Source organism: Peribacillus sp. RS7 (assembly GCF_041956845.1).
In the GTDB taxonomy this organism is placed as follows: domain Bacteria; phylum Bacillota; class Bacilli; order Bacillales; family DSM-1321; genus Peribacillus.
Genome location: NZ_CP168135.1, coordinates 4,365,872 through 4,390,454, shown reverse-complemented (window position 1 = coordinate 4,390,454; position 24,583 = coordinate 4,365,872). Strand labels below are relative to the sequence as shown.

Genomic DNA, 24,583 nt, shown 5'->3' with positions numbered 1-24,583 from the left:
AGCGGAATTTCGCTCTTTTCATTTTACTTAGTAAGGGCGTGTTCGACTTTAATGCATCGATTCATGATGACAGTATATCCTTTTTCTTTTAAAAAATTATAGGCTTCTTCATTTTCCACTCCTAGCTGTGCCCAAAAGATATCAGCATCGATTTCTGCAAATTCCTTAGCAATCTCTGGAAGGAACTCTGAACGGCGGAAAACATTGACGATATCAATGTGCCCTTCAATATCTTTCAGGGCTTTTACAGCCTTGACACCTAGCACTTCAGATACAGCAGGGTTTACCGGGATGATTTCATAACCGCTTTCCTGCATGGCCTTTGATACCATATAAGAAGTTCGCTCAGGGTTATTTGATAAACCAACGACAGCGATGCGCTTTGATTTTTTCAACATCTGACCCATTTCTTCTCTGCTTGGATTCTCCATTATTCTTTTCAATCCCCTTTATAATAAAGTGTAATATTTGCATAGCATATAGAGTATTCCTTAACACGGGTATTAATTAAGAGAAAAGCTGTTTATTACCTTTATTAAGAAAGACCATTATACAAGAAAGAATATGTTTCGAAAAGGTGTGACCCACTTAACTTATCTTAACTGTCTTTCTGTTCATACAGACTACCACGTATTGTAATAATATATACAAAGAGGCTTCCATCAATTTATATTCACGAAAATAAGGAAGCGTAAACCTTTAACCCTTCATGAACTTAACGTATATCAAAAGATATAAGATCATCAAGGAAAATTCATTTTTTCAGTGGATTTTTTTTTGGACAGCCGTACCATTTTGTCACGAAAATGTTACAATAAGAGAAGCTTAACAGGTATTTTAAGGCTGTTTTTAGCTATTTCTACACGTTTATTTTTGAAAAAAGGAATAATCAGCTTCTTAAACGTGATAAAAAAGAAGATTTTTCTTTAAAGAAAGGGTCATAGAATGTTTACATTTATCACTCTACTGTCAGCCTACCTGATCGGTTCGATTCCTTCCGGTTTAATAATAGGTAAAACCTTTTACAAAATCGACATTCGGGAGCATGGCAGTAAAAATCTAGGCGGCACAAATACCTTCAGGACACTAGGTGTCAAAGCAGGGCTTACCGTTACCATCATGGATATACTTAAGGGTACCCTAGCAACGTTTCTTCCGTACTTGTTAGGCGTGGAAATGCATTTATTGCTAGCCGGCGTTTTTGCAGTCATCGGTCATATGTTTCCCATTTTCGCTAACTTTCGTGGCGGGAAAGCGGTGGCAACTTCAGCTGGTGTCATTCTTGCTTATGAACCATTGTTTTTTGTCTTTGCCGTTATCATATTCTTTATATCCTTATACATATCCAAATATGTCTCGCTTTCTTCCATGATTGCTTCTCTACTTGCTCTCATCTACAGTTTAGTGTTTCATGCCGGGGATTGGCCGCTTATTATTGTAATCGGTATATTAACGATTTTCATTTTTTACCGGCATCGTGCAAACATCAAGCGGATTATCAATAAAACTGAACCAAAAGTAAAATGGTTGTAACAGGATCATAATGTCCATCGAAATAAGCCCTTATACACGGGCTTATTTCCATTCTACAGTTGATTTGCCGTGTTATTCAGTATACTGGCATGCCCTGACACCTTTTCCGTAGAGTTTCCGATTTCCTGGATGACTGATACTAATTCCTGAATTGTCCTTTCCATTTCATTTGAATCCGTTATATTCCCTTCGATCACTCCGATTATTTCATTGAAGGCCTTTTCGGTTAACTCAGATTCTTCCTCTCCTGCTTGAACGACCGCCTTGACCCTTTGGACTGATTCAACAACTTCTTTCATATATTCACCGGAAGTATGGACGATTGCATCTATTTCAGTGATTGAAGTTTTAGTCTGTTCAGCAAGCTTCCTGACTTCATTCGCAACAACTGCAAATCCTTTACCATGTTCACCTGCACGTGCTGCCTCGATGGCTGAGTTCAATGAGAGTAAATTTGTCTGGTCGGCTATCCCCTGTACAAGCTTTACAAACTCGGTAATGGTTAGGAAGGATTGGTTTAACAAACCGATGTTTTCATCAACATTTTTCATGAATATAACAAGGTTTTGTATCTTTTCCGTCATGATCTGCATACGATCCTGACCCTCTTCAGCTATCGTTCTTGAACGAAGTGATAGATTAGCACGCATTGCGATCTGCGCTTTGACAAAATGCCCATTTTCTATCAATTGTTTAACGGATACATCCGTTTCTTTACTTAATAATAGTACTTCTTCACTAATCAATGAGATTTTCTTTTTCACTTCCTCCTTGATTTCTTTGTATTTATTTTCCCTTGCTTTTAAATTTTCCGCTTCATAGGCTTCAATGACTAACTGCTGTTCGAGATTGAGTATTTTTCCTATCGCTGATATCAATGCACGCTGCTCTTCTTCATTCTTGGTTTGCTCAAAGACAATCTTTTGCAAAAAATTCTGTACATTTTGAAAACCGGATGAATACCAACGTGGCTCTAATCCAATTCGATAATGAGTCTTCGCCACCTTCGTTCGCAATGCAACAAATTCATCGTCGATCACACCATTGAATAATGATAGCATATGAGAAATTAACGTTTTTCTCAATTTTTCCACTGTACTGTGCTCCGTGATTATCCCTTTCAATTCCGGAACCTGCAGAATCGTTTGGTAAAAGGAATCCACAACACTTTCGACCTTAGGTTCGATTGCCTCCCTAAAAGCATGAATCAGCTTTAAATCGAATTCTTTTAAATCAATGATATTTACCTGAAGTCTCACCTGTTCACTGCTTACATCCAATATACCATCCGTCTCTTTTGCCTTTTGCAGCCAGATTGCTTTTTCCGGCTTAGCTTTCGTGAAAATCCCCATTTCCTACTCCCCCTGATCATGTAATTCGCGATAAGGCCAATCTTAACCATCAAATCAACATGAATCTTTGTACCCGTTTTATTGATATTAAATAAAAATACATGAATTACAAATGGTATTTATAGTCCATCCGGACTACCACTTATCCTATTCTGCCTTCAACCACACTCTATGTCAAGGTAAAATATACTGAAAATTCTTACGATAACTTCCATTCATATGTAAAGCATGGATTTTATTTGATCGAGAAATGGTCAAGTAAGGATTGTATAATTGTAGAACAAAGGCTACACTGGAACTAGCTAATAACCATCGATAGGAGAAAGTGCCATGAAGCCATTGCAAATATCACCGGAAACGGCATTAAAGTTATCCAAGTCGCTTAACTTGCCTTTAGAGCAAATCATGCATATGCCTACCCCAATCTTGCTGAGAAAGCTTGCAGAAGCTGAAGCAAAAGAAAATACAAAATAGCTGCAGGAATCTGCAGCTATTTTTGTGTGTCCATATGTTTTGGAAACGACCTTACTGATTAGTTATTGAAATCCGTTCCATTCCTTCCATTGACCTTGAAACTGGGTAACACCAAATTTCGTCGGATAATAGTATTTCCTTTTCGATCCTTCTAAAGAATCCCGCAAGTCTTTTTAATTTCTCTTTCTCTTCCCGCCTTCTTAAAGCTGGGTAAAGCATCCCTTCTTTATAATGTAAATAACCATCACTTAATAACTGTTTGAGCTTTACAATCATCTCATACCCTTACATATCCTTTTAGGCTAATAATGATAATAATGAAAGCAACACCATATCCCTACTCCCTTTTAACAGCTCCGTTTTCCGCAAATCAGCAGCATTCTCTATATAAGGTAATTAAATAGATGGTATTATCGCTATATCTTCATACCATATAGTTTTTCGGTTTTATCCTTTTTATATGATATATATCTTCCTTAACTCATTAATTGTACCTATATTCTGAGTACTCCTATGCCACTTTTTGATATATAGCTTACTAATCGGAATACGGCAAAAAAACCGCACATTGGCGGTTTTCAAATGGTGAGAGTCAATTCTTTTGCCAAATCAGGCAAAGGCTTCTTTTTGACGGATATTAAGTGTTCATTTTCATAGATACAGGCAAATTCCAGTGGTGGGTCATCCTGTAAAATATCTTTTAGATAATACTTTATATTGGACACCACTTCATCTGCCTCCATAACCCATTGATATGGCTTCCAGGCAAGTTCTCCTTCATCACAGGCATCAAGCACGCCCCAGGCATCTTCAGCTCGGTAAACATACATTCCACCCGTTTGATTCCATGTCACAATCCCTCGAAAGGCCAACCCCTTGACCTTCAATCCAGTTTCTTCAAGAATTTCGCGCTCCATCGATTCATCGATGGTTTCACCTTGTTCTAATTTCCCACCTACTCCATTCCATTTATGCCTATTCGGATTCTTTTTGCGAAATAGCATCAACACTTCAACTTCGTTGGATATTTTTCGAGTTATGAAACAAATATTATATATGATCTCCATAGTTGTTTCCTTTCTAAAACGCACATTATTCGCATCTACTTCATAATTACTTTATACTTAAATAACGAACCTCAGGAAGGAGAATTTTATGAAACTTACCATTTCCGATCAAGCAGCTAAGTGGTATATTGATGAACTGGGGCTTCAAGAAGGCTCTCATTTGCGCTTTTATGTAAGATATGGTGGACATAGTTCCGTCCAAAGCGGCTTTTCATTAGGTATCATGCAAGAAGAACCAGAAACTACAGGAGCCGTAACAACATTGAATAAGATTAATTTCTATGTAGAAGAGAAAGATATCTGGTACTTTGATGGCCATGATTTAATTATTACCTTTAACGAAAAACTGTCTGAACCTGAATTTCACTATGAAAAAGGTGCTTGACAATGCGCAGCGGTGTAAACTGCTGTTTTTTCTTGTTTCAATCGAGCAGACGCTCTTTAATTTCTTCTGCCTCAAGAATTTCCTTTTGCTTGTCCCCTAGAAGATCGAAATGAGAGTAACCATCCTTCCTGTGGTGAATCCACTCTTTTTTAAGGCCATATTTCTTACCCCACTCCGATAAACGCCCTAAATCTTTGCAGCCCACTTTTGTAACCGTCTTGCAACCAGGAAATCGGTCATCGATCCAATAATGAGTTAAAAAAGCTATTTGGCCTTGATCGATTCGCTGTTTCCAGGTTACGACGTCTACCCGTTTAATCCCAAAAGCCATTTCTTGATCACCTCAATAATTGTTATTAAACCAATTCATCCTGCTTTTTATTTTTTTCATAGGCCTCATGCCAATCAGGAAACATGCGTTTAATGGATATCGGGCGGAAGCTCTCCTTTTTAACGCAAACGTGAGAAGAATGACCTGTAGCCGCCACTTCATTTTTCCCATTAACGATCTCATATCCATAAATGACCCGTAAGCCGTCATACTTTTCAATCCAGGTTTTAACCTTTACCTTATCACCATATCGGACAGGGGTTTTATACGAAGCCTGAATATCCATAACAGGTGAGAGGATGCCATCCGCTTCCATATCAGCATAATAAAAACCTAAATCATTTATCAATTTTGTCCTGCCCAGTTCCATCCATATAAAATAATTCGCATGGTAAACGACACCCATTTGATCCGTCTCTGCATACCGCACTTCAATTTCGTTTTCTGCTATGAACATTTTGTTTCCCCACTTTCATGTCTATTGCAATAAACATTTTACCATAATAACTATTCAAATTTCATTTAAGCTGTTTCAACGGTCTGCTTCGCAATATAAAGAAGGGGAGAAAGATTTCGCGCCTCTTTCTCCCCATTACCCATTTGCTAAATATTATCGTTACTATAACCGCTTTCCCGTGCTTCTTGCTCTTCTTGCATTTCTTCCTTCATCCCATCAATGCTCTTTCTTCTTCGTTCATTTTTGTCCTTAATTGCCTCTTTTTCCGCCCCTGAAGAGAATGATAACGTTTCATTTGCTGCGACTATGTTTTCTTCTGTATTTTGAATCGCATCCTGAATTTTTTCAACATTATCCAAACGGTTATCCTGATTGTGCTTATATGAGCCCATTAATTTCACCTCATGTTATTTTGTTTACATAATATTATTACGATTACTCACCTTTAGTTTGAATGACTTGAGGGTGTTTCCCTGATTTGTCCTGCATTTTCTTCCCGTTATTCCCACCTGCTGCTATTGGTTGTGTCCCCAGATGGCTTGGTCTAAAGTGTTTGGAATCTTTTTTTGGATTACCCATTCTATCGCCTCCTTCTCTTATCATGGATATAAAAGAGGAAATTCATGAATGCCAGTTTTTGAAAAATCCAAAAAAAAGAGCCAGCACTTTGAAGGGACCTTCATGGCACTGACTCTTATTTCGAAATATTTTGCAAAACTTATTCAGCCTTTTGCATATGTTTTTTTTCAAGACGTTCCTCAAGTCTTTCCATTTGTTCCAGGTCCATCAGCAATTCTTTTTTGTTTTCTTTAATTAATTCTTCAAATGTCCTTTTTCTTTTTTTCATGGTTTTCACCTACTTATATTTAGTATATTATTCAGCATTGCCAAATTAATGTAAAATTATGACTATATGGTCTCAAACCATAAATTGTCATAATTATCAGATTTTTAATCCGATAAAAATTCCATTACTTCACTCTCTATACTTTAACCCTTTTTTCATGAACATTAACCATATTTTTTTATTTTTTTTGATTTTTCCATTAACTTTTGACAACTTTGTTAACATTACAAAAAACGGAACCTCATAAAGGTTCCGCTGGAGCATATTCAATCTCGAAGAATATTGAGTTTACCTAGAGTTTGTTGAAGAGAAATCCGCTCCCTTCCGCCGACTTTCTGCCTCGCCGCAAGCGTCATTGGGGTCTTGGCTAGCCAGCTATTCGGAAGGAGTCTCGCAAATATTCTTCAATCTTGTGAGGGTTTATTTCAACCCATTTAAATCAGTAAAAGGTCATGGAGTAAAACCAAATTTTGATTTAAGTAATAATCCCCTCGAGGTAACCAATATGATAATATCCAATGATACCAAATGAGATCCTCGCTTTAGACTATATTGCGTCCCCGAACCATGTGTCCGAAAAATGGAAGCTGCCATTGATTTTTCTTTCATTTATGATTGCGTAGTCAAAGAATCGTGAAAGTGGTTTGGGATATGACCATTCCAAGCCACCTTTTGTAGACAAACTAACTGAACCTCAAAAAGGTTTCGCTATTGCATGCTATTGATGTTACGTTCCATATCTTTAAGTTGCATGGCTGAAATTACCTTGTTCCTGATAATGCCTTTTTTGTCGATGAAGTAAGTTGTCGGAATACTAAGAATCTTATAGCGCTCATTCACTGGATTTTTTGCACTTTGACTATCCAGCGGTATGGTAAAAGTAATTCCATTATTGTCTACAAAGGATTGTACATCATTTTCCGGGTCTATATTGACAGCAAGAACAACAACATCATCACCCGCTTGTTGTGTATATTTCTCCATATCCGGCATTTCCTTCTTACAAGGCGGGCACCACGTTGCCCAAAAATTCAGCATTACCTTTTTCCCCTTATAATCCGATAATTCAACTTGTTTCCCATCCAAAGTTTTTAGGGAGAAATTCGGTGCTTTAGCTCCAATTTTCAATCCGCCCAGTGAATCTTTTTCATCATTTTCCTTCGGTTCATTATCCATCGCCTGCACGATCGCTATCGTAAAGAGTGACAGTAAGACAACCGAGGCAATAATTTTTTTAAGCATACTCGTCCCCCTAGTCCCATCACAATAAAAATATTAGTCCATTTCCAGAAATAGAACTACTTCCCTATTCCATCTTATCAATAAATGGACAGTCGGAAAAGTGAAATTCCTATCATCTTATCATGTTATCCCCTGTTTTCATAAACTTGACACAAAAAAAGCGGTAAACCTATCAAGTAGGTTTACCGCTTCCTAAGCAGAAATTAGCCTTTTAATTTATTGCGTAATACCATTTGAAGGATACCACCGTGACGGTAGTAATCGATTTCGATTTCGGAATCGAAACGAACAAGTACATCAAATTCTTTTACGTTTCCAGCTTCATCAGTAGCAGTAACTGTTACGATATCACGTGGTTTAACCGTTTCGTCGATTTTAACTGCAATCGCTTCTTTACCAGTCAATCCAAGTGTTTCAGCGTTTTCGCCTTCTTTGAATTGAAGTGGAAGAACACCCATTAACGCAAGGTTAGAACGGTGAATACGTTCAAAGCTTTCAGCGATGACTGTTTTGATGCCAAGAAGGTTAGTACCTTTCGCAGCCCAGTCACGAGAGCTTCCCATACCATAGTCTTTACCAGCAATGACTGCAAGACCTGTTCCATCAGCTTTGTATTTCATACAAGCATCATAGATAGCCATTACATCGCCTGTTGGCCAGTAAGTTGTGTATCCACCTTCTGTACCTGGAGCAACTTGGTTACGGATACGGATGTTTGCGAACGTTCCGCGCATCATCGCTTCGTGGTTACCACGACGAGAACCGTAAGAGTTAAAGTCACGCGGTTTCACACCGTTTTCACGAAGGTAGATACCAGCTGGTGTATCTTTACCGATTGCACCTGCAGGAGAAATGTGGTCAGTTGTAACTGAGTCACCGAATTTACCTACTACACGCAAACCGGAAAGTGGGTTAACTGAACCTGGTTCTGGTGATAATCCTTCAAAGAATGGAGGATTTTGAATATATGTTGATTTAGAATCGAAAGCATAAATCGCTTCGTTGCTTGTTTGGATTTCATTCCAACGTTTGTTATCGTTGAATACTGTTTCGTATTCTTTACGGAATAATTCCGGTGTAACTGTTGCTTTAACAGCAGCGTTAACTTCTTCTTGTGATGGCCAGATATCAGCAAGATATACATCGTTACCATCTTTGTCTTTACCAAGTGAATCATTGTTAAGATCGAAGTCCACAGTACCAGCAAGTGCATATGCAACAACCAAAGTTGGAGAAGCAAGATAGTTTGCTTTCACTAGTGGATGAATACGACCTTCAAAGTTACGGTTACCGGAAAGTACTGAAGTTACTAGAAGATCTGCTTCAGCAACTGCTGCTTCGATTTCGTCCGCCAATGGACCTGAGTTACCGATACATGTTGTACAGCCGTAACCAACTACGTTGAATCCTAATTGATCAAGGTATGGTTGAAGACCTGCATCACGAAGGTAACCAGTAACAACTTTAGAACCTGGTGCCAATGATGTTTTTACATAATCCGGAACAGTCAAGCCTTTTTCAACTGCTTTTTTAGCAATAAGACCTGCTCCAAGCATTACGTACGGGTTAGAAGTGTTGGTACAGCTTGTGATTGCAGCAATTGCAATCGCACCTGTTTTCATTACCGTTTCTTTACCATCGGCAAATTTAACAGTTACTTCTTTATCCAATTCGGAATTGTCCATGCCAAAACCTTGGTTACCCATAGGTGCATTGATAGCGTCATGGAAAGATGATTTCATTTGAGAAAGTGGAATCAAATCTTGCGGGCGTTTAGGGCCTGAAAGGTTTGGTTCAATTGCTGAAAGGTCGATTTCCACAACATCATTGTATGCTGGATCTTCGTTTTCAGGAGAGTAGAACAATCCATTTTCTTTGCAGTAAGATTCAACCACTTTAATTTGTTTTTCATCACGGCCTGTTAAACGCATGTAATCGATCGCTTCTGCATCAACAGGGAAGAAACCAACTGTAGCACCGTATTCAGGAGCCATGTTAGCGATTGTTGCACGGTCAGCAAGTGGAAGGTACCCTACTCCTGGGCCGTAGAACTCAACAAATTTACCAACTACGCCGTGTGCACGAAGAACTTGTGTCACTTTCAATGCAAGGTCAGTAGCTGTTGTACCTTTAGGAAGTTGGCCAGTCAATTTAACACCAACTACTTTTGGAACCGGGAAGTAAGAAGGTTGTCCTAGCATGCCTGCTTCTGCTTCGATACCGCCGACACCCCAACCAAGAACACCAATACCGTTGATCATTGTAGTATGTGAATCTGTACCGAAGACAGAATCAGGGAATACTTCGAAGTCGCCGTTTGGAGTTTCAACAGCATGAACCACGTTCGCAAGGTACTCAAGGTTAACTTGGTGAACGATACCAGTTGCCGGTGGAACTGCACGATAGTTGTTGAATGATTTTTGAGCCCAGCTTAGGAACTGGTAACGCTCTGCATTACGTTCGAATTCAAGATCCATATTGGCATCAAGGGAATCCATTGTACCTGCTTTATCAACTTGAACAGAGTGGTCAATTACAAGGTCAACCGGAATTTCCGGGTTGATTTTGTCTGGATCTCCACCAAGTGCTGCGAATGCATTACGTAGAGAAGCTAAATCCACAACAACTGGAACACCAGTGAAATCTTGTAGGATTACACGTGATGGCTTGAACGGAACATCTATATCTTGTTGCTCGCTTGTTCCCCATTTAGCAAGGTTCGCAACGTGTTCTTTTGTGATGACTCTTCCGTCTACTTGGCGAAGTACCGCTTCAAGTAATACTTTGATGGAATATGGAAGGCGTGATACTTGGCCATCCCCTGCTTTTTCAATAGCGTCTAGGCTGTAGTAGTTGTAGCGTTTTCCTTCAATTTCAAAGGACTTACGCGCTTGGTATACGTCATTTTTCGTCATGAATATTACCCCCTATTAAACTGTCAGAACTTATTCTGCACATAAAAGTAAAACCTGGTTCACTGAAACCATGTTTACTATAAATATAAATAAAAAAGTTAGTTTGTCGAATTTTCTCTCTCTTCTCCCACCCTAACTCTTCCTTCAACTTAATACTAATATAGAAATGAGTATAAGTAAATAACAAGAAAGTTATTGTTTTTGATAAGTTTCTCTTATAGAAAAAAATTCCCCACATGTTAAAGTGCATTTAGGAAGCCTTACTAACGTGGTTTTCATTGAAAATACTACCATTTACGGCCTGATAAATTATACCAGTAAAACATATTAGTCATACATACATAATCATTCCGCATTATCACATTCTATGTGTGGAGGTGTCGAAATGACAAAACAAAAGGCAAATCATGTTATACCAGGAATGAATGCTGCAAAAGCGCAAGGTAATGGAGCAGGTTACAATGATGAACTGGGAAATGAACCCCCATTATCGGAAATGCAAAGGCAAAATAATAAAAAAAGAAAGAAAAACCAATGATTTCCTTCTTTTCTAGGCTTTAAATAGGATAGGCTTTTTGAAATTGCAGATGTACTGCTCTTTTCAAAAAGCCTATTCCATTATAAAAATCAGGAAAATCCCGATAGACCTAGGCACTCAATAGTCCTCTGAATTGACCTCATTGACGATAGCCTGAATATCCTGCTCGAATTGCTTCAATTGTTCTCTCTGATGCTCGGAAGCGGTGACTAAAGCAGATTGTATTTGCTGATAGGCCTCATTCACTTCCTGCTTCACATGTTTCAATTCCGTTCCGTAATTCGGTGCGTTTTTCTCGATCGATGAGTATACATCAAATACTTGTTGATAACTTTGCTGGGCTTCCTGGAAAGTCCTTCGCTTATCCTGTTTATCCTGCATTTGGGTTCAGCTCCTTAAATATAGTGTCCATCCATAGCATGTACGAGGTTTGCAAATATATGTATGTGAATAAAATTTCACGGACTGATTATCTTAAGTAGTAGGAGGGATCGCACATGAACAAAAATGATGGTAAAGATATTCGAAAAAATGCACCTAAAGGAAATAACCCAGGTCAACCTGCACCGTTAAGCGGTTCTCATAAGGTAAAAAATAGACAGCACTCCCGTCAGAAGCATAATAGCAGTCATGATATGTAAGCTGCTTATATAATCGATCCAAAGCGAAGCGGTGCCGCCCGAATGGGCAGCACCGCTTTCGTTTTATGTTTTCACTGCAATCAAGTCGCAAGAAGAATGTTCGATAACTTCCTATTATAATGCCAAATTCATTTGGCATCTCTTTCATTAATACGCTTGTTCATATCAGGTCAGTGCCATTCTCGTTTTCTTCACCCAACATAACGATGATATAATGTTTTGGCTTCTGCAATATCTTTAGTTCCATGGATCAATGCCCGTCCATCTTTAAAAATAACCAACCGATGGTTTCCGTTCGTAAATGAAAGTAAATAAGGATTTCTAACGATTTTCCCACCTTGTGCAAGAAGATTTTTTTCCAGTTCCGCTAGGTCTCTTTCAAGTTTCATCGCCGGCCGGATCTGGACAGAATCCCTCCCGCATAATACGGCAGTCTTTGTTTGATTTGAAAAGGAAAGATGTGGATAAGTACGATTTTCCCCGCATGACAAACAACTGTCTTTTTTTAATTTCGTTACATCAATGGACGAGTGCTCATTTTTCCAAAGGTCGAATGATACGATCTTGTTTCTAAGGGATGCATAATCTTCGACAAGGATTTTTAATGCTTCCGCCATTTGATGGGCAACGACCGTTTGAACGGCAGGGCTAATGATCCCAGCCGTATCACAGGTCAGCCCTCCAATTGGAACCGTTTCAAGCAAACAATTCAAACATGGGGTCACCTCTGGAATCACCGTGTAACTTATCCCATAACTCCCAACACAGGCTCCGTAAATCCAGGGTATTTTATATTTTTGTGCACTATCATTAATGATCATCCTGGTATCGAAATTATCAGTGGCATCCAATATTAAATCCACGTCTTCAACGAGCTTCGCCAGTTCATCAACCGAGACATCCGCCACAAGCGATTTTACGGCAACATCTGAATTTAACGCATTCAAACGATTCTTCGCTGCCACTGCTTTCGGTATTCTTTTTTCAGCATCTTCTTCACAATAAAGCTGTTGTCTTTGAAGGTTACTCCACTCCACATAATCCCTGTCTACAATGGTCAGCTTCCCAATTCCTGCTCGTACAAGGCCTTCCGCACTTCCTGTACCAAGAGCACCCGCTCCAATCACTAAAACGTGTTTTTTGCGAATTTTCAATTGCCCTTCTTCCCCTATAGGGCCAAAAAGTTCTTGACGTGAATAACGTTCATTCATCCAATGCTCATTCCTTCAACTGGACTGCTTGCAATGGCGTATTCATTTTTTTCAATTCTTCCTGCTTCATACCCTAATCGACCTGCTTCAATGGCAAGCTTCATTGCTTTCGCCATTTTGACGGGGTCTTTTGCTCCGGAGACTGCAGTGTTAAGCAATACGCCATCCGCCCCTAATTCCATGGCGATTGCCGCATCGGAGGGCGTTCCAATCCCTGCGTCAACAATAACCGGAATCTCTGATTGTTCGATGATGAATCGTAAGTTCAGTGGGTTTATAATGCCTTGACCAGAGCCAATCGGTGAAGCACCAGGCATGATTGCATGACATCCCACTTCTTCCAGGCGTTTAGCAAGCAACACATCATCCGAGGTATAGGGTAATACAGTGAATCCCAGTTTCACTAATTCTTCAGCAGCTTTCAATGTTTCAATCGGATCGGGCAGAAGGGTTTTTTGACAGCCTATGACTTCTACCTTAATCATGTCACATAAACCTGAAGCCTTCGCAAGGTGGGCTATACGCACTGCTTCTTTAGCCGTTTTAGCTCCTGCTGTATTGGGAAGGAGTGTATATTTTTTCAAATCAAGCTTTTCTAAGAAATTAGGCTGACTGGCTTCAAAAATGTTCATTCTCCGGACCGCAAACGTTAATATTTCCGTCTCTGAAACCTCCACTGATTGCTTTTGAACATCGAAATTCGGATATTTCCCAGTACCTAATAATAACCTTGAAGAAAATTCATAAGAACCTATCTTTAACATTTCATCCGCCTCCTACAAAATGTACAATCTCGACCTTGTCTCCATTTGACAAAAGTGTTTCACTTAGATTTTCTTTTGTTAATATTTCATCATTCAATTCAACGATCACTACTTTTTGATGTAAATTAAAGTGTTTCAAAAGCGCTGTAACTGTTGATTCATCAGCAGGTATCCGTATTTTTTCCCCGTTAATAATCAATTCCAATTCATCCACCTCCATTAAGAAAAAAGGGTCTGTATCGAACGATCCAATCGAAAAGCGGACCATTCAGGATTTGTCTTCCTTTCCACCATATCCGCTATAAGTACACCTGTAATTGGAGAAAGCAGGATGCCATTCCTGAAGTGCCCCGTTGCAATGAAAAGTCCTTTGCATGCTGGGTGTTCACCAAAATATGGCAATCCATCCCCTGTTTGGGGGCGTATACCTGCCCATGTCTTTTCCCACTCGGTTCCTTTAATTGCCGGAAGCAATTGCGTTGCCTTTTCTATTAACGTTGAAATCCCTTCCAAACTTACCTTTTGATCGAAAGTGTTCGCTTTAACCGTTGCGCCGACAATGATTCTTCCGCCAACTTTGGGCACAAGATAGCAGCCATGTGAAAAGATCGTTTTTTCAAGTAATGGGCGATCAGTCAGGACGGAAAAGCACTCTCCCTTTACCGGATATGTATCGAGGTTTATCCCTGATTTTTCAAGGAGGAAGGCACTCCACGCACCACTTGCCACAATTACATTTTCACTTGAAAATTCACCTATATTTGTGACCACTCCTTTTACACATCCGTTTTCCGTACATAAATCAGAGACATGGACAAATTCCTTTATATCTACACCAAGGGAAGCTGCAGATTTAGCAAAAGCGAGCGACAGCCTGGTGGCTGAAACTTGTCCATCCTTCGGAATGAACATGGCTCCCTTAATCTCATCCGAAAGAAGTGGTTCCATTTTCCTTATTTCGGCAGTCGATAACCATTCCGCCTCTAGTCCCGCATCTTGCTGGACTTTGATCATGTCCATCGATTCGGCTACCTGATCATTCGTTAGCGCCACCTTAAACATACCCTTATTCACTAATTCGATGTCAATTCCACTTAAGTCCTTTAATTCTTCCGACAGTGCAGGAAACATCCCCCTGCTTCGGCTTGCCAAACTAAAAAGCGGGTTATCAGCATCTAATTCGGCTTGTGCTCCTAACATCCCGGCTGCAGCACTGGATGCTTTACTGGCAATTCTATCTTTTTCCAATAAAAGGACCTTTTTACCTCGTTTGGCTAATTGAAAAGCAATGGATCCACCAATTACTCCTCCCCCAACAATGATTGCATCATATATGGAATTCATTTTATGTCTCCTTTCCTAAAGACTTCGAATATTCTTTAACGGCTCTAACCGGGTTTTCAGCTTCAAGCACACCTGACATGACCGCAATTCCGTGTGCGCCCGCATCCTTTACAACTTGGCAATTGGAAGGAGTTATTCCGCCTATCGCAATAATCGGAAGATTGACATTTCTTGTGATTGCATGAAGTTCCTCCACTCCCTTAGGAGGTAGGCCGCGTTTTGAATTTGTTTCAAAAACATGTCCATAGATCGCGTAATCGGCCCCGTTACGGAAAGCGGCTTTCGCTTCATCCATGGAATGGATCGAACAGCCAACACTCATCCCTGGAAATGCTCCTTTTACGACTCCTGCATCTAAACTATGAAAAGCCAATTGCACACCAAATACTTTGTGTACCCAGGCTACATCCACCCGATCATTTATGATGATCTTAGACAGCGGAATATTATTATCATGCAATAGGGTCACTGCCCGATAGAGTTCTGATGCATTCATGTGCTTTTCCCTTAGATAGAAGAAATCAACATGTTCCTGAATCCTAGAAGCGATTTCTACGAACTTTTCAATTGGCTGTTTCCCAGTAGAAATAATATGCAATTCAAGTGCATTCATACTAAGAACCCCTAACTAGTAAAGTTGCAATCTCATAAAATCAAAGATAGTAACGGGAATTGAATCGATAGATAAAACCCAGCCAACAGCAGGATGAAAAAATACATAATGAATCCATGGTCTTTTCTTGAAAACCCAAATTCATAATAGTATGTTCGATCCCGGGTGTCTGTAAATCGCTTGGCCTCCATCGCAACCGCGATTCGGTGAGCACGTCTGATGCTTCCGGATAACAACGGGATGGAATAAGCTTTCATTTTAAAATATACCGATCTAATCCCTTTTCCCCTTTTGAAACCACGTACCTTCATCGCGTTTCGTATCGTTTGAAATTCCTCCATCATGATGGGGATGAGCCTTAATGCCGCCATGAAACTATAGGCATATTTCGGTTTAAGCTTTACTTGCTGCATTAAGGAATAAAACAAGTTCACTGGTCTCGTCGTTAAGGAAAAAGTTAAACCTAGTGCCGCGAAAAGCAATGATCGAAAGCCTACCAGTAATCCCCTCATGAAACTTTCTTCCGAAATCGATATGAGACCCCACTCAAACCAAACCGTTTCACCTTGCCCGAATAATATCATTGCGGAAGAGGTGGATATAAAAATGAAACAAAAAGGGATCGACAAAAGTAAGATGCGTTTTATCGAATGCCCGGTAAAAAACAAAAATAAAAGTAAAACGCCAATGGTAATATTCATCATGTAATTCAGGTCATGAATGAATAGCGCCACGATGCATAACACGAGCAATACACAAAGTTTAAGGCTTGGATTAACCTTATGGAGCCATGTTTCTGCATTTGTAACATTCATCTACATGACACTCCTTTTAACTTTTGTCTCCAAAAATCCTGATTGCGTGATGTTTTCATCACTTATTACGTATCCGTCTTTAACCGTCCAGATCCTGGTTGCAAAGTTGTTTGAAATATGATCGTCATGAGTTACCATGATCACTGTTGTTCCGCGCCTTCGGTATTCCTCAAACCATTCCAGTAATGCAAAGGTATTTTTCGAATCTTGGCCAAAGGTTGGCTCATCCAGGAGAATGATTTTTTTGTCTATTACGATTGAGGCAGCTACACTTAAGCGACGCTTTTGACCCATTGATAATTGAAACGGATGTTTATCCCGATGTGCCTCAAGGCGGAACACTCCAAGTAATGATTGGACTCTCTCCTCGATTTCTTGTTGCGGCCTTTTTTCAATTCTCAATGAATAAGCAATTTCTTCATATACAGAATTTGCAACGAACTGAAACTCAGGATTTTGAAAAACAAACGTCATATGATCCGTTAGATTTTTCACCCTTCTAATAGGGGACCCCATTAATTCATACTGACCACTCGTTTTTATGAACTGCATCAGTGCATGTAAAAGAGTACTCTTCCCCGCGCCATTTTCTCCACTGATTACAATCCATTCCCCTGAATGGACCTGCAGCTCCTCAACCTTGATTTTCGCTTCCTTTTTCCGGAATCCGCTAAAACCTTGCACATGAATAAGGGGGGCCCCCACACTAAATGGGTTTTCACGAATGAGCTCATGGTCATGTACATACTCATCCCAAACACCTGGGAACCAAATTCCATGTTCTTTCATTTCATTTTTATATAGGGAAAGAATGGTATCTTTTGGACCATCAGCTATGATTTGACCGTCATCATTAAAAAGCACGATTCGTTCGATGAATTCTAAAACATGATCAATTTTATGTTCCACGATAATAACCGTCTTGTCTCGTCCGACTCCCTTCAACAAGTCCCAGATTTCTTTTGTTCCTTCCGGATCGAGCATGGCGGTTGGTTCATCTAAAAATATCACTTCCGGTTCAAGGGCCAATACCGAAGCAATGGCCAGACGCTGTTTCATCCCGCCTGATAATGTATCAATACTTGTATGGATATCGTCTAGATTCAATCCTACCTCACGGATATGTTTTTGGATCTTCTCTTTCATTTCTTTTTTAGGGACGGAAAGATTCTCAAGGACGAAGGCAATTTCCTCATCAGCAAATGGCATGCAAAACTGACTATCAGGGTCTTGAAAAACATATCCCCATGAAGAAGGACACTTCAATTCTTCTGCCTTCATCGGAACTTCGATGGAATTCGGAATCAATCCGCTTAATACTTGCAAAAGAGTCGACTTACCACATCCTGATGGTCCCAACAATAGAACTTTTTCACCTTTATCAAATGAGACGGATAAGTCCTTGAAAATCAATGACTCATCACCTGGAAATTTCATTCTTAACTTCTCAACATGAACGATTCGTTCCATGGCCATCAACCTCTACTTTTGGTCCAGTTCTGCATAATCTTTACTTGAAACTGGACGAACAAGATTAGTTACTCCTGTTGCTTCCAGGACTTTAACTAGATAATAAGCTGTTACACCTGCAAAGAATATGGAACCCAAGAACCTCGCAATCATGAATAACGATAGATTCCAAAGAGAGAGCGCACCTATTTCCCCGTATGCAAAATCCATGATGACTGATCCCAGGCAGGAAGCCACCGCAGCTAAAACGGCCACCGACATATTGAATTTTTTATATCTGAACGCCATGAACAGCAGTTCAGCGAACAAACCTTGGACCACCCCATATAAGAGTACGGTCAGCCCCCATGGTGAACCCAGAAAGAATTCACCGGAAGCTGCAGCTATCTCTGCCAGAAGTGCTACACCCGGTTTCCGTAAAATCAAAAAGGCAACGGGGCCAGCTATAAACCACATTCCATAAATAAGTTGATCTAGATGTAATCCTAATGGTTTAACGGAATAATATATCGAACCCCAAAGGATATAAACGATTCCAAATGCTACGGCAATCACGATAGTGACTAATATATCCGTTAATTTCAATCCTTTTTTCATGTTTCATTCTCCTTTATACTTCCAGTATTTCCTTATGAGCAGGCCATGTCTCTAAGCGATAAGCCATTTCCCAAAATGAGTATTCATATTGGCTGCTAAGGATAAAATGTTCCTTCATTCTTTCCTTATCTTCATCTGTTACTTTTTCAGCAATCTCATCAAGCCTCGCAATTTGTTCTTCCACCAAAGAGCGGAACCACTCTCCTCCGTAAGCCGCTATCCATTCTTGATAAATCGGCTCTTCCGGTTCACACCCTTGCAGCTTTTCGCCAATTTCATAATACAGCCAGTAACATGGCAAGATAGCTGCAATAACATCCCCTAAATGTCCAGAATAAGCCGCACGATACATATGGGAAGTATAAGCATAAGCAGTCGGGGCGGGTTTGAAATTTTCCCTTTCTTCTTTTGTGATGCCTAATCTCTCAGAAAAATTTTCATGAAGCTTCAACTCCGCTTCATATGTTCCTTGTGCGTGGCCGGCAAGCCTGCTTGTTGTATGTAAGTCTGTTGCCTTTACTGCTCCTAAAGCTTGAACTCTAGCAAAATGAGATAAATAATAGGCATCTTGCATAACATAAAAACGAAAACACTCTAATGGCAATGTGCCATCTCCAATTCCTGCAACAAACGGGTGATTAAAACTAGCTTCCCAAATATGATCAACTTCCTGGCGGATCTCCTCTGAAAACTTCATGTCCATTACCTCCAAATTCTATTATTCAATGAATGATACGGGATAAAAACCTTTAATCACCTCTTTTTTGCAAATAAAAAACCACTTTCTTTAACGTAAAGAAAGTGGTTGTACTTGAAATAATACAGAAACGTATTGTCCCAGACCCCACTTCCCTACGCTGGTATAAACCAGATCAGGTTCTAAGGGTCTTAAAGTCATACTTTAATCTCAGCTTCTCAGGTAAAACCAAATTTCACCTATAAAGCACCCCTAGTGGTACAAATTGTATATATAATTCATTTGCCTTTATATTAACACGATAAATCCAATTGTCAAACGATTAGAAAAAGTTTTCAAGCTATATTGCTTTAGGATTACTAGCCTTTCAATCTTGCATACCCACCTAACCACGATCAATTAAACCATTGTTAATCCACCATTTACGGAAAGAGTTTGCCCCGTAATATACCCTGCATCTTCCGAAACGAAATAGGCAACAGCACCAGCAATGTCCTCGGGTTGAGCTAGCCGACGGAATGGAATAGCTTTTTCCAAGGCGCTTGCTATACCAACATTATAAGAGCCTATTTCTTGAAATAGAGGAGTATCAGCAGGGCCTGGTGCAACACAATTGATGTTGAGTTTGTGACGTGCCATTTCTCTTGCTATCGTTTTTGTGAAGGCAATCACCCCTCCCTTAGCAGCCGAATAAACTGCCTCTCCACTTGATCCGACCCTAGCTGCATCTGATGCAATATTTACTACCTTGCCGTAACCATTTTCAATCATAAGAGGTAAAATTTCCTTGCAAGTATGGATCTGCCCAAGTAAATTAATATCGATAATCCTTTTCCATGTGCTGGGATCACTTTTTAAAAAAGGTTCCACCTTATCCCAGCCTGCATTATTAACCAATATATCTATTCTTTGATAATGGTTCACTGATTCTTCAACGGCTTTTTTAACACTTTCTAATTTCGTTACATCACAATGGACCGCTCTGGCTTCAAAACCCGACTTTTCGATTATAGAAACCGTTTCCTCTGCATTTTTAAGATTTAAATCAGCCACGATGATGTTAAAATTGCGAGAAGCCAATTTTTTTGCAATCTCTCTGCCAATTCCGCTCCCGGCACCTGTGATAAATGCCATTCTTTTATTCATCATATTCCCCTCCACTTTCACCATTTAGTCAATATGGATTTATTTAAGCTGCTTATATATTGTCTATTATCTTTTCATTTATCATTTCCCGGAGCCGGAATTTCTGGATTTTTCCGCTTGCCGTACGAGGAAAGTCATCCATTATTTCAAGAAATTCAGGCCAATATTGTTTGGCCAAACCCTTTTCCGAGAGAAATTCCTGCATGGAATCCATCGTAATCGGGCTCTTTCCCATTTTCATGCTGATACATGCACATGCTTTTTCCTGAAGACGAGAATCTGGAACAGCGATAACCTGAGCGCTAGAAATATCCGGGTGTTCATACAATACATTTTCTACATAAGCTACTGGAATATTTTCGCCGCCACGTATGATTATGTCTTTGTTTCTTCCAGAAATCCGGATATATCCATCTTCATCAATAAATGCTCGATCACCGGTATTGAACCATCCGTCACTATACTCAGCTAAAGTATCATCGATCCGTTTAAAATAGCCGACAAAAAGAGCCGGACCCCTTACTAATAAAGAACCTTCTATATTCGGAGCACAGATCTCCCCATCAAGATCCACTACTTTTAGCTCCATCCCCGGAAAGGGAATTCCGTCGGTATTCGTCAGTTTTTCTTCTAGATCCTCAAGTCTCGTCAAGGTTACCAAGCCATCTTCCGTTTGTCCCCATCCTGACAATATCTTGAACGGTACTTTTTCCACGGCTTCCTTTACTAAATGCCTGGGAATCGGGGCACCTAGAGCTACGAAGACTCGTAGCGAATTGAGGTCATAACTTTCTATCCCTTCCATTTGAATCGTATCTTGGAGAAAAGGAGTAGCTCCCGCCGTAAACGTTATCTTTTCCTTCTCAACCCATTCAATAAACTCTCTCGGATTCCAAATGTCTTGATAGACTCCCGTACCTCCAATATGAGTAGGGAGCCTAACTCCATAACCAAAACCTGTTTGATGAGCGAACGTTGACGCCATGAAAAGAACGTCATCGGAGGTTAAATGTAAGTGGTCAATCCAATAATCCGTTGATATACAAAGAGTATTATGTGTATGCATTACTCCTTTTGGACTTCCAGTGGTTCCCGAGGTAAAGATAACTTCAGTCACATCATTGGGGTCATGTGTGATTTCATCCAAAATGGATGAATCCATCCGGTCTTCCCAAGGTTCCTCAAATAGTGAGGAGAACAGTTTCATCCCCTTCGGCGCCTTGTCCCCAATCACATATATATGTTTCATTGATGGCCATTGATGGCTTAGTCTCTCAATCATGTCAGGGTAATAAAACCCACGGAAATAATCTGGTACAACAATCATTTTTGATTCTGCCATCCCAACCATATAGCCAATTTCCCTATCTCGATAAATCGGTATCAAGGGATTGCTAATGGCACCGATTCTTGTAACAGCATAGTGTAAGATTATAAATTCATTCCAGTTAGGCAGTTGAAAAGAGACAACATCCCCTTTACCCAATCCTATATGCAAGAGACCCAAAGCGATTCGATCGACCAACTTACCAAGCTGCTTGTAAGTAAAACTACTTTTTTTATCGATAATCGCTATCTTATCTGGATGCTTTACTATAGCATCATTCAAATAATCCAAGATCGTTCGGTTTGGCCAAACGCCTTGATATTTCCCCACATATTCCTGAGTCAAAATCGTCTCCAATTTCACCAGTTTCCATCCCCCTCATCAACCTCTGAATTTTTTAAAATCTACAGGCCTCTTTTCCAGGAAGGCATTTTTTCCTTCTTCCGATTCTTGTGTATTGTAAAACATCGCTAAACTGCCCATCGATAGCTGAGAAATCCCTTGAATGTTTGCACTATCTGCATTAAAGGAATATTTAAGCATTTTTAGCGCAGTAGGACTCTTATCAAGGATCTTTCTTGCCCATTCTTCTGCTGCCTCGTGCAGTTGTTCTGGGGCAACGATTTTGTTCACAAGTCCCATTTCCTTTGCTTCTTGTGCAGAATATTGTTCACACAAATACCAGATTTCCCTTGCTTTCTTTTCTCCGACAATTCGTGCTAAATAAGCTGAACCAAAACCTGCATCATAACTACCGACCTTTGGCCCGCTCTGGCCGAATTTTGCCGTGTCAGATGCAATTGTTAGATCACAAATGACATGAAGGACATGTCCGCCTCCGATGGCAAACCCATTAACCGCTGCAATGACCGGCTTAGGAATGTTGCGGATCGTTTGGTGCAGCGTTTCGATTTCCAGTCCCATTCCACCACCTAAACCACCCGAATGATCATATCCTCCTTCTTCTCCCTTTTCTTTTTGATCCCCACCTACACAAAATGCCTTCTCACCTGCTCCAGTCAGAATCACTATACCAACACGATTATCATCCCAAGCGTCCCGGAAGGCCCAAATTAATTCCTGAATGGTTCTGGCACGAAAAGCATTGTAAACTTTAGGTCTGTTCATTGTTATCTTTGCAATTCCACCTTTTTTTTCATAGATTACATCTGTTAATTCCATCGTTTTTCATTCCCTTCATTGTCCTAGTCCATTTAGGATGATTTACCTTGCATCACATCAATTCTTTGTTCATTACGAACGTAATCGGCACTATTACGACTGTAAATGTTTTCTATTTCTTCTTTAATCGTTTCGGTTTCAACTGAATGAAAAATACTAACCTTTATGAATGATTACCCATGTATCTTTTTCAACTCTTTACTTATGGCCTCGGCCATAAGCCCCTCTCTTAATCACTGGAACAGTGGTCTTATTACTTATTGAAGATTCTGGGCTCGCTGACTTCTTTGAAATAATTCATTGATAAACTCCATCGTTCCTAACACCCATGGTAAAAGTCCACTGTATTCTTCGGTTTGACTTTTACCATAAACTACATTCCTTTGGATTAATGAGAACGGAACTCCTTTCCTATTATGTCCTTTGCAATGACCATCATATTGGCTTGTGCAGTGCCATCACCAATTTCCAACCCAATCACGTCACGCAAGCGTTGCTCAAGAGGCATTTCCTTCGTATAAGCATAATGACCATTCAACAGTAAACATTCATGGATAGCTTCTACACTATATTTAGGACCTAACCACTTAACAGAAGCCGATTCTTTACTATGATTCAACCCCTGGTCACGAAGCCAAAGTCCTCGATAGGCTTGCCACTTCACCAGTTCTAATTGGGTATGGTGGGTCAGAATGGGGAAGGAGACCCCTTGATATGTCGCCAACGGTTTACCAAATGAATGTCTGATTTTCACATGTTCGATGGTTTCATCGATACTTTGTGAAGCGGTGCCCACACATTGCAGCCCTATTAACAGCCGACTTAAATCAAACCCATTCATCACTTGGGAAAACCCTTTATTTTGAAGACCAATCATATACTCTTCCGGAACCTCGACATCGGTTAAATATATCGAACCTCTTCCAATCGGGATATTCCCCATGTCTGTGTACCCTCTACATTCAACTCCTGGAATATCGGCAGGAACCATGAAAGCACTTATCCCTCGATTTCCCCATTCAGGTTCCGTCTTTGCAAATATAACAAAGGCATCTCCACACATAGCTACACTAATTCCAGACTTTTCTCCATTAAGCACATACTTATTTCCTTTATGGACAGCTGTTGTTTTAATTCCGCCTGCATCCGTACCGGCGGATGGCTCCGTAATGGCAATGCCAACAATTTTTTCACCACTTGAGATTTTGGGAAGCCACTCTTTTTTCAGTTCCTCGCTAGCGTGATTATTGATAATTTCACCAATTAATGCATTCAACATCACTGCGTAAGTAAGATTGAAATCTCCACGACCTATCTCCTCAGCAGCTATCCCAGTTGTCACACAATCCGCACCGCTTCCTCCATATTCCACTGGAATCCGAAGACCATTCACGCCAAGATCCCCCAGCCTTTCCCACAAATGTTTTGGAGTAATCCCTTCGCGATCCCATTTTGTATAATGTGGAAGCAACTCTTCCTTAGCAAATTCTTTCAATATTTTACGAAAATAATCCTGCTCTTCCGTAAAAGAAAAATTCAGCATATCATTACCTCCAAGTTTAATTACTAATTTATCCGATACCTATATTTTGGACATTCTACGAAACATGAAACCTCTTACATGACAAACTATTA

30 protein-coding genes and 1 riboswitch are annotated in these 24,583 nt (G+C 40.0%); of the genes, 5 read left to right on the top strand and 25 right to left on the bottom strand.

Going from position 1 to position 24,583, the window contains the following annotated elements:
* Window positions 1-23 precede the first annotated feature (23 nt).
* Window positions 24-431, bottom strand: a complete 408-nt coding sequence (locus ACDZ29_RS21975; protein ID WP_375088651.1) for a CoA-binding protein — start codon at window positions 429-431, stop codon at window positions 24-26.
* Between the two features lie 514 nt (window positions 432-945).
* Here ACDZ29_RS21975 and plsY point away from each other — a divergent pair.
* Window positions 946-1,533 (top strand): glycerol-3-phosphate 1-O-acyltransferase PlsY, encoded by a 588-nt coding sequence (gene plsY / locus ACDZ29_RS21970; protein WP_289316620.1) that lies wholly within the window; start codon window positions 946-948, stop codon window positions 1,531-1,533.
* Window positions 1,534-1,586: 53 nt separating this feature from the next.
* Here the strand turns inward: plsY and ACDZ29_RS21965 are convergent, their stop codons facing one another.
* On the bottom strand, window positions 1,587-2,885 hold the full coding sequence (locus ACDZ29_RS21965) for a protoglobin domain-containing protein (protein WP_375088650.1): 1,299 nt from the start codon (window positions 2,883-2,885) through the stop codon (window positions 1,587-1,589).
* Between the two features lie 330 nt (window positions 2,886-3,215).
* Between ACDZ29_RS21965 and ACDZ29_RS21960 the strand changes: the two genes are divergently transcribed.
* Window positions 3,216-3,359, top strand: a complete 144-nt coding sequence (locus ACDZ29_RS21960) for a YycC family protein (RefSeq protein WP_207438196.1) — start codon at window positions 3,216-3,218, stop codon at window positions 3,357-3,359.
* A 51-nt stretch (window positions 3,360-3,410) separates the two neighbouring features.
* Here the strand turns inward: ACDZ29_RS21960 and ACDZ29_RS21955 are convergent, their stop codons facing one another.
* Window positions 3,411-3,635, bottom strand: coding sequence for a hypothetical protein (locus ACDZ29_RS21955; protein WP_375088649.1), 225 nt, complete (start codon window positions 3,633-3,635; stop codon window positions 3,411-3,413).
* A gap of 302 nt (window positions 3,636-3,937) precedes the next feature.
* Window positions 3,938-4,426 (bottom strand): NUDIX domain-containing protein, encoded by a 489-nt coding sequence (locus ACDZ29_RS21950; protein ID WP_375088648.1) that lies wholly within the window; start codon window positions 4,424-4,426, stop codon window positions 3,938-3,940.
* An 88-nt stretch (window positions 4,427-4,514) separates the two neighbouring features.
* On the opposite strand from ACDZ29_RS21950, the gene ACDZ29_RS21945 reads away from it, so the two are divergent.
* Window positions 4,515-4,811 (top strand): HesB/YadR/YfhF family protein, encoded by a 297-nt coding sequence (locus ACDZ29_RS21945; protein ID WP_289324854.1) that lies wholly within the window; start codon window positions 4,515-4,517, stop codon window positions 4,809-4,811.
* 37 nt (window positions 4,812-4,848) lie between these two features.
* Here ACDZ29_RS21945 and ACDZ29_RS21940 read toward each other — a convergent pair whose 3' ends face one another.
* The 7 genes from ACDZ29_RS21940 to acnA form a co-directional block, all read right to left on the bottom strand.
* Window positions 4,849-5,142 (bottom strand): hypothetical protein, encoded by a 294-nt coding sequence (locus tag ACDZ29_RS21940; RefSeq protein ID WP_289316624.1) that lies wholly within the window; start codon window positions 5,140-5,142, stop codon window positions 4,849-4,851.
* A gap of 25 nt (window positions 5,143-5,167) precedes the next feature.
* Window positions 5,168-5,599: a thioesterase family protein gene (locus ACDZ29_RS21935; RefSeq protein WP_289316625.1), complete on the bottom strand. Its 432-nt coding sequence runs from the start codon at window positions 5,597-5,599 to the stop codon at window positions 5,168-5,170.
* Between the two features lie 146 nt (window positions 5,600-5,745).
* On the bottom strand, window positions 5,746-5,991 hold the full coding sequence (tlp, locus tag ACDZ29_RS21930) for a small acid-soluble spore protein Tlp (protein ID WP_289324853.1): 246 nt from the start codon (window positions 5,989-5,991) through the stop codon (window positions 5,746-5,748).
* Window positions 5,992-6,034: 43 nt separating this feature from the next.
* Complete coding sequence (locus ACDZ29_RS21925; RefSeq protein ID WP_057275900.1) at window positions 6,035-6,178, bottom strand: acid-soluble spore protein N; 144 nt, start codon at window positions 6,176-6,178, stop codon at window positions 6,035-6,037.
* A gap of 139 nt (window positions 6,179-6,317) precedes the next feature.
* Window positions 6,318-6,446, bottom strand: coding sequence for an FbpB family small basic protein (locus tag ACDZ29_RS21920; protein ID WP_289324852.1), 129 nt, complete (start codon window positions 6,444-6,446; stop codon window positions 6,318-6,320).
* Between the two features lie 708 nt (window positions 6,447-7,154).
* The gene (locus ACDZ29_RS21915) at window positions 7,155-7,688 is read right to left on the bottom strand and encodes a TlpA disulfide reductase family protein (RefSeq protein WP_370014824.1); all 534 of its coding nucleotides are present in this window, start codon (window positions 7,686-7,688) and stop codon (window positions 7,155-7,157) included.
* 203 nt (window positions 7,689-7,891) lie between these two features.
* Window positions 7,892-10,603 carry an aconitate hydratase AcnA gene (gene acnA, locus ACDZ29_RS21910; protein ID WP_289324850.1) on the bottom strand — a complete coding sequence of 904 codons (2,712 nt, stop codon included), beginning with the start codon at window positions 10,601-10,603 and terminating at the stop codon, window positions 7,892-7,894.
* 385 nt (window positions 10,604-10,988) lie between these two features.
* On the opposite strand from acnA, the gene sspO reads away from it, so the two are divergent.
* A complete protein-coding gene (gene sspO, locus ACDZ29_RS21905) occupies window positions 10,989-11,141 on the top strand; it encodes a small acid-soluble spore protein O (RefSeq protein ID WP_034312428.1) in 153 nt (50 codons plus the stop codon).
* Window positions 11,142-11,258: 117 nt separating this feature from the next.
* Here sspO and ACDZ29_RS21900 read toward each other — a convergent pair whose 3' ends face one another.
* The gene (locus tag ACDZ29_RS21900) at window positions 11,259-11,522 is read right to left on the bottom strand and encodes a hypothetical protein (protein WP_061462981.1); all 264 of its coding nucleotides are present in this window, start codon (window positions 11,520-11,522) and stop codon (window positions 11,259-11,261) included.
* Between the two features lie 116 nt (window positions 11,523-11,638).
* Between ACDZ29_RS21900 and ACDZ29_RS21895 the strand changes: the two genes are divergently transcribed.
* A complete protein-coding gene (locus ACDZ29_RS21895; protein ID WP_083450736.1) occupies window positions 11,639-11,782 on the top strand; it encodes a small acid-soluble spore protein P in 144 nt (47 codons plus the stop codon).
* Window positions 11,783-11,973: 191 nt separating this feature from the next.
* On the opposite strand, the gene ACDZ29_RS21890 is transcribed toward ACDZ29_RS21895, so the two are convergent.
* The 13 genes from ACDZ29_RS21890 to ACDZ29_RS21830 all read right to left on the bottom strand — a co-directional run bounded on the left by ACDZ29_RS21890 (window position 11,974) and on the right by ACDZ29_RS21830 (window position 24,491).
* A complete protein-coding gene (locus tag ACDZ29_RS21890; RefSeq protein ID WP_375088647.1) occupies window positions 11,974-12,993 on the bottom strand; it encodes a thiazole biosynthesis adenylyltransferase ThiF in 1,020 nt (339 codons plus the stop codon).
* Window positions 12,990-13,757 carry a thiazole synthase gene (locus tag ACDZ29_RS21885; protein WP_289324846.1) on the bottom strand — a complete coding sequence of 256 codons (768 nt, stop codon included), beginning with the start codon at window positions 13,755-13,757 and terminating at the stop codon, window positions 12,990-12,992. The genes ACDZ29_RS21890 and ACDZ29_RS21885 overlap by 4 nt, the downstream gene beginning before the upstream one ends.
* 1 nt (window position 13,758) lies before the next feature.
* Window positions 13,759-13,962 carry a sulfur carrier protein ThiS gene (gene thiS / locus ACDZ29_RS21880; RefSeq protein WP_370014818.1) on the bottom strand — a complete coding sequence of 68 codons (204 nt, stop codon included), beginning with the start codon at window positions 13,960-13,962 and terminating at the stop codon, window positions 13,759-13,761.
* A gap of 14 nt (window positions 13,963-13,976) precedes the next feature.
* Window positions 13,977-15,101 carry a glycine oxidase ThiO gene (thiO, locus tag ACDZ29_RS21875; RefSeq protein WP_375088646.1) on the bottom strand — a complete coding sequence of 375 codons (1,125 nt, stop codon included), beginning with the start codon at window positions 15,099-15,101 and terminating at the stop codon, window positions 13,977-13,979.
* A gap of 1 nt (window position 15,102) precedes the next feature.
* A complete protein-coding gene (gene tenI / locus ACDZ29_RS21870; RefSeq protein ID WP_375088645.1) occupies window positions 15,103-15,714 on the bottom strand; it encodes a thiazole tautomerase TenI in 612 nt (203 codons plus the stop codon).
* Window positions 15,715-15,746: 32 nt separating this feature from the next.
* A complete protein-coding gene (locus tag ACDZ29_RS21865) occupies window positions 15,747-16,529 on the bottom strand; it encodes an energy-coupling factor transporter transmembrane component T family protein (RefSeq protein ID WP_375088644.1) in 783 nt (260 codons plus the stop codon).
* Window positions 16,530-17,999 carry an ABC transporter ATP-binding protein gene (locus tag ACDZ29_RS21860; protein WP_370014815.1) on the bottom strand — a complete coding sequence of 490 codons (1,470 nt, stop codon included), beginning with the start codon at window positions 17,997-17,999 and terminating at the stop codon, window positions 16,530-16,532. It abuts the gene before it with no gap.
* Window positions 18,000-18,011: 12 nt separating this feature from the next.
* Window positions 18,012-18,596 carry an ECF transporter S component gene (locus ACDZ29_RS21855; protein WP_289316637.1) on the bottom strand — a complete coding sequence of 195 codons (585 nt, stop codon included), beginning with the start codon at window positions 18,594-18,596 and terminating at the stop codon, window positions 18,012-18,014.
* Window positions 18,597-18,609: 13 nt separating this feature from the next.
* Window positions 18,610-19,293, bottom strand: coding sequence for a thiaminase II (tenA, locus tag ACDZ29_RS21850; RefSeq protein ID WP_375088643.1), 684 nt, complete (start codon window positions 19,291-19,293; stop codon window positions 18,610-18,612).
* A gap of 135 nt (window positions 19,294-19,428) precedes the next feature.
* Window positions 19,429-19,557: riboswitch (TPP riboswitch) on the bottom strand.
* 135 nt (window positions 19,558-19,692) lie between these two features.
* Entirely contained in the window at window positions 19,693-20,439 is a 747-nt protein-coding gene (locus ACDZ29_RS21845) for an SDR family NAD(P)-dependent oxidoreductase (protein WP_375088642.1), read from the bottom strand.
* A gap of 52 nt (window positions 20,440-20,491) precedes the next feature.
* Window positions 20,492-22,129 carry an AMP-binding protein gene (locus ACDZ29_RS21840; RefSeq protein WP_375088641.1) on the bottom strand — a complete coding sequence of 546 codons (1,638 nt, stop codon included), beginning with the start codon at window positions 22,127-22,129 and terminating at the stop codon, window positions 20,492-20,494.
* An 18-nt stretch (window positions 22,130-22,147) separates the two neighbouring features.
* Window positions 22,148-22,948, bottom strand: a complete 801-nt coding sequence (menB, locus tag ACDZ29_RS21835) for a 1,4-dihydroxy-2-naphthoyl-CoA synthase (RefSeq protein ID WP_370014811.1) — start codon at window positions 22,946-22,948, stop codon at window positions 22,148-22,150.
* Window positions 22,949-23,336: 388 nt separating this feature from the next.
* Window positions 23,337-24,491: an acyl-CoA dehydrogenase family protein gene (locus ACDZ29_RS21830; protein ID WP_375088640.1), complete on the bottom strand. Its 1,155-nt coding sequence runs from the start codon at window positions 24,489-24,491 to the stop codon at window positions 23,337-23,339.
* Between the last annotated feature and the right edge of the window lie 92 nt (window positions 24,492-24,583).